Annotated in this window: 5 protein-coding genes; 2 read left to right on the top strand and 3 right to left on the bottom strand. The window is 36.6% G+C overall.

Features of this window, described 5'->3' with window-relative positions; all coding sequences use genetic code 11:
- Nucleotides 1-73: 73 nt before the first annotated feature.
- The 3 genes from ACESM9_RS07680 to ACESM9_RS07690 all read right to left on the bottom strand — a co-directional run bounded on the left by ACESM9_RS07680 (nucleotide 74) and on the right by ACESM9_RS07690 (nucleotide 3348).
- Complete coding sequence (locus ACESM9_RS07680) at nucleotides 74-934, bottom strand: 2-oxo acid dehydrogenase subunit E2 (RefSeq protein WP_372996936.1); 861 nt, start codon at nucleotides 932-934, stop codon at nucleotides 74-76.
- 173 nt (nucleotides 935-1107) lie between these two features.
- Nucleotides 1108-2550 (bottom strand): Na+/H+ antiporter NhaC family protein, encoded by a 1443-nt coding sequence (locus ACESM9_RS07685; RefSeq protein ID WP_372996938.1) that lies wholly within the window; start codon nucleotides 2548-2550, stop codon nucleotides 1108-1110.
- Nucleotides 2551-2604: 54 nt separating this feature from the next.
- Entirely contained in the window at nucleotides 2605-3348 is a 744-nt protein-coding gene (locus ACESM9_RS07690) for an SDR family NAD(P)-dependent oxidoreductase (RefSeq protein WP_372996940.1), read from the bottom strand.
- Between the two features lie 277 nt (nucleotides 3349-3625).
- Here ACESM9_RS07690 and ACESM9_RS07695 point away from each other — a divergent pair, with 277 nt between their 5' ends.
- Nucleotides 3626-4120 (top strand): hypothetical protein, encoded by a 495-nt coding sequence (locus tag ACESM9_RS07695; protein ID WP_372996942.1) that lies wholly within the window; start codon nucleotides 3626-3628, stop codon nucleotides 4118-4120.
- A gap of 82 nt (nucleotides 4121-4202) precedes the next feature.
- Nucleotides 4203-5837, top strand: a complete 1635-nt coding sequence (locus ACESM9_RS07700) for a carbon starvation protein A (protein WP_372996944.1) — start codon at nucleotides 4203-4205, stop codon at nucleotides 5835-5837.

Here is a 5837-nt window from a genome sequence, read left to right on the forward strand (position 1 = left end):
TGACCATAAAAAACCTGAAGCTGCACAAATACTATTATCATTTTATGCAGCTTCAGGTTATATGTGATATTTATTATTCTACATCTTGTACTACTTCCTCCAGATTAGCTTCCAGCAAATAAGGATTCTCTAGATATTTTTTCACCAGTTTAAGAGAATTAGAAAAATAAAGGCCATCGCATATCCTTTCATCTATGGCTGCTCCGATTTCACATACCTTTTGTATTTTTATCTCATCCTTCTCTACAACAGGTATTTTCTTTTCCTTTCCCAGTGAAATAAATATGCCTGTGTTACCAAAATCATAAATGTGATGATATACATAATCCAGTTTTATTGATTTAAGGTAGGTAAAAAACAATGTAGTATGAAAAGGGCTTGCTTCTATAATGGAACCAGGCAATATATTTAGCTTGTCCATTTGCTTCAATAAGCCTACAAGAAGTTTTACGATTATATTGGGCAAGGACATTATCCTGTCAGCAATCTTATCCACCTTGTTATTTGTTCCTACTGGTATGCTTTCAGCTATATTTTTATCTATAATCTTAGCAATTTCATATATATTTTCATGACCTGTAAATGTAAATTTTACAGTTGTTTCTTCACCATAATCCTTAAGGGTTCTTTTTATGGACAAAGATATCCATATCCTATTTCTTGCATAAATCCTGTTGTTCATGATGAATCTGTTTAACTGTGGTCTCTGTGCAATAACTCTGACAAATACGGCTATAAAAAGATGCAAATAAGTTATTTTAAATCCCTGTTTTTGCTTTTCTTTGATATATTCATTTATGGTATCTGTAACTATTGTCATTTTGCTGAATACATGTGCATCGCTTCTTTTTGTCATTATATAGGGTATGATTTTTACAAAAGGGCTTATGGTTTTCAACCGCCTGCCATCATATCTGTGAGTAAAAATATTCATATTGCACCGCCTTATTCATAGATAGTCTAATTTTACCACATTATTTTACACTTTTCATCATCTTTGCACAGATAAAATGCTGCATAAAATGTTAATACATTTTATGCAGCATCAGGGGGTTTAGTACACAATGTAAAATATTAAGCTTTTACTTCTCCAGTATTTTTGGTGACCTACTTCTTCTTTAACCTTACCTGAGGTTCAGATGGAATTTTAAACAATGGTATAAACCTGTCCCATCCGGTCAATGTAAGGAATAGCATCGAGAATACAGCTACAAACGCCATAAAGTTATATCTCATAACATCAAAAGGCGTGAAAGCGTGGAGTGGATATACTGCCATACAAACTGCCACATAGAATCCGATATAGCAGTGCCATGGAACTAATTGGGAACCGAATACTCCCATCGCATCTCCGAATGCTGAGTTTCTGAGTCTCAATTTATACATATCCTCTTCGCTGGCTTCTACATTTTCGTCAGTCATTTCCTTTATGATTGGACCAATCGTAACTATTTGAGCCATTTCATCAGCCAAGGCTGCATTTCCTAACAAACACATAATTCCATTATAGAACATAAGCTGTCTTACATTTCTGGAAATTTTCAGTACAAAATTAGATATAGGTTCGAATGCATTGATGCTCTTCATTATTCCACCGAAAGCTCCAATCCAGAGCATCATTACAACTGACCAGCTTCCGGCGCTTTCAAAGCCTGCCTGTACAAGACCTAAGAAACTGCTTATAGATTCTACTGTGCCTGCAAACAGCCCAAATACAAGAGCAGATACAATACCTGTTCCAAGGCATATCATTGTTGGAACTCCCTTAAAGGCAACAGCTATAACAATTATCATAGGAATTACCATGTAATATGGAACTCCACTTTCTACCTGCTCTAACAGTGTTATTGCGGCAGGTCTTACTTCTGCAAGACTTTCAAACACTTCAGCCGGTATTTGACTGATAGCCTCAGCAGCGCTTCCAACTTGTGAGGGCAATCCCATAGCAACGCTTACTACAAAGAATAATATTGCTGACACAACCAGACATAGAGCAGACCATACGCCTTGATGTCTTACTCTATCAACAACATTAACTTTCTGTAATCCTGAGCTAACAACTGTAGTATCGGAAATAAGACCGATATTGTCTCCAAAGCAAGATCCACCTGCTATGGCACATACTGTAAGGATTATATTTCCTCCAACTATATGATTGAGCCATAAGAAAACCGGAGCACATGATGCAAAAGTACCCCAGGAAGTGCCCGTAGCTATGGATAGTAAGGCAGTAACCACGAAACCTACAACTGCAACGGTTTTCGCTGTCACACCAAGCTTCAATGAAATTATTATGATTGAAGCTCCAACACCTGTAGCCATAAATGTTTCAGCCACAGCATAAGCAAACATCAATATAAAGAACACTACTATCATTTCTTTTACAGCATCAAAACCATTTTCCATGATTTCATTGTATTTATGCTTTTCTGTAATAGCAGCTACAACTGCTGCATATATGGTAGCCAAAGGTGCTGCGATAACTAAATCCATTCCAGATATCATTAAACCTGCCAATAAGAATATGGGAGTTATTTTTAAAAATGCCATATATTAACCTCCTCAATTATCGTTTATTATTCCGAATACAACTTCAAATATGTTTTATGCAGTTTCTCCACCATCGATTGGTATATGTTGACCAGTTATATAGCTGGCTTCATCAGATGCTAAGAATACGAATAATGCAGCTACTTCTTCGGGAGTCGCATGCCTCTTCATTGGAATGCCTTCATTTACCTTCTCTAGCATTTCATCTGTGTACTCTGCTCTTTGCATAGGTGTTAATACATATCCTGGGCATATTGAGTTGACTCTTATATATGGTGCATATTCCAATGCCAGGGTTCTTCCAAGCAGTATAACTCCTGCCTTGGAGGCATTGTAGTCTGCGTAATAGGGATGAGCTTCCATTCCGTTTGTGGATGCGGTAAATAATATTACTCCGGATTTTTGTTTTTCCATTCTGCTCAATGCTTCCTTTGAACACAGGAACATACCATTTAGATTTATGCCTATTACTTTAGTCCATTGTTCAAAATCTGCATCCTTGACCAAGTTTCGAACACTGATTCCTGCATTAGATATAAGCACATCAATGCCACCAAGAATCTCATCAACCTTCAAAAAGCCTTCTTTTACACTTTCAGGATTGCTCACATCAACCTTTACACCGCCTGCTAAATCAGGATTTTCTGCTAAAACATTTTTCAGAGCAGCTTCATTCCAGTCAAAAATTACTACCTTGGCACCTTCTTTAGCAAATCTCTTAGCAGTTGCAAAGCCTATTCCGCTTGCACCTCCAGTAACTACAACTCTTTTGTCTTGAAGTTCTTCATATCTAGCCATATACATCCTCCTTTCTTAACTTTATTTTATTTATTAGCTTGCATAAATCATGCCAAATAACCAAAGTTATTTTTTCTTTGATTTTCTTGCTTTTTCTCTTTCCCTTCACAAATCTATCGGAAAAATGGTGCCATATATGGCAATGGGTTTGCCACATAATTCAAAATTGAAAAAATATTCAATTATGCTTATAAATTCTTATAGATAAAAGAAGGAATTTTAAAAAAATCAGCGAATTTTCAATCTAAAAGCATAAAAGTGTATGGAGATGTATTTTATGGTTTCAAATTCTTATATTGATAATTTGTATGATAGGTACTGCATATATTATAATACTAGTAGAAATGTAAATATTTTGAATGAATCAATTGATATATGTGCTCATTTTAATGATGTGCAGGGAAGAACCTTTATTACACAAAAGGACATAATAGATTCATTTGAAACAAATGAAATATGCTATGTGAAAAAAGTTGATAATATAGAATTGTCATCAGTAATAACCTTTACAGAATTTCTAAAAAAAGCTGTTGATACTTTCGTCCAGCCGAAAAGAGATCATATGTGTACATATATAACAGGAGTACTAGTAACAAACAGTCCATTAGATGATAATATTATTCAGTATGTTAAGAAGTTCAAACACAGCAAGTCTTATTTTTTCTCACTTCATGGCTGGAGCGAAATAAGACTTCTGGTTATTAACCCCGATATTGAGAAGATTATTACTAATAAACCCGGCAAGAAGGTAATAAAGTTCTATAAGTTTTAAATAAACTGATTCTGTTACCTGGTAATATACTCAACTCTAATAGAGCTGGGTCTATTAAATATATTTTATGGGGGGTTTTTTAATGAACTCATTAGTACTTCTTTTAGTAGGCGCAATATTATTTATAGTTGCCTACACTACTTATGGTGCCTTTTTAGCTAAATCATGGGGCATCGATCCCTCAAAAAAGACACCGGCTAATACAATGAGGGACGATATTGACTATTGCCCTGCAAATCCAAATGTTTTACTAGGACACCACTTCTCATCCATAGCCGGCGCAGGCCCAATAACTGGTCCTATACAAGCAGCAGTATTTGGATGGCTTCCTGTTTATCTATGGATCGTTATTGGAAGTATATTCTTCGGTGGTGTTCATGACTGGGGCGCTCTATTTGCATCAGTAAGACACAAAGGAAACTCCATAGGGGAGATAATCAGACAGAATTTGGGTCAGAAGGCAAAAATATTATTTAATGTTTTTGCATGGCTAACACTTGTTTTGGTTGTGGCAGCATTTACTGACATTTGTGCTGGCACTTTCGCTTATGATCCTGCTAATGGAGATTTGACAGGAGCAAGAGCAGGTACAGCTTCAATCCTATTCATAGTCTTGGCAATGTGCTTCGGTTATTTTGTTTACAGGAAAGGCGCAAAGCTAAGTGTTGCATCTGTAGTTGGCGTTGCACTATTACTGTTCTGTATATTCTTAGGCTACAATTTCCCAGTTATAAAGCTTTCCAAGATGGGATGGAATGTAGTTCTTATCATCTACATTTGCGCGGCATCTACTCTGCCGGTATGGCTATTGCTGCAGCCTAGAGATTATCTCTGCTCCTTCCTTCTCTATGCAATGCTTATAGGTGGATTCATAGGTGTAATTATTGTAAGACCCGATATGGTTATCTCAGCTTCAAATGGATTCACAATTGGTGAAGGAGCAAAAGCTCAATACCTATTCCCAATGTTGTTTGTAACCGTTGCCTGCGGAGCTATATCTGGTTTCCATTCTCTTGTTGGGTCCGGAACAACTTCAAAGCAGGTAGACAACGAAAAAGATACCAAACTCATAGGATATGGTGGAATGCTAATAGAAGGTGTAGTAGCTATATTGGCATTGATATCCATCGGTGCTTTCAAAGATGCAAGCGGAACACCTGCAGCAATATTCTCTTCTGGTATCGCAACCTTTATGGCAAGTTTCGGCATACCTGTCGAAATAGGTAAAGTATTCGTAATACTTGCATTCTCTGCCTTCGCTCTCACCAGCCTTGATACTGCAACAAGAATCGGCAGATATGTATTCCAGGAATTCTTTGATAAGGCAGATGAAACTGAATCAAAATCCGGTGCAGGAAATATGTATGTTGCTACTGCAGCTACAGTTGGAGCTTCATGCGTACTTCTTATGTATGGCTACACAAAGATTTGGCCTATGTTCGGATCTGCAAATCAATTGCTCGCAGGACTTGCACTGTTAGCAGTAACAGTATGGCTTGCTAATTCAGGAAAAAATTATAAGATGACAATGATACCAATGATATTCATGTTTGCAGTAACGTTAACTGCATTAGCTTTCCTTATTAAAAACCACTTTGGTGCTGGAAATATCTTATTAGGTGTAATGTCTGTTATTCTATTCCTACTTGCTGTAGTCCTTATCTACACAGCTTCAACCATTATGAAGGAGAAAAAATCCAAGGATTTGGGTGCATAA

The sequence above is a fragment of the Lutispora sp. genome, from assembly GCF_041687175.1.
GTDB lineage: Bacteria > Bacillota > Clostridia > Lutisporales > Lutisporaceae > Lutispora.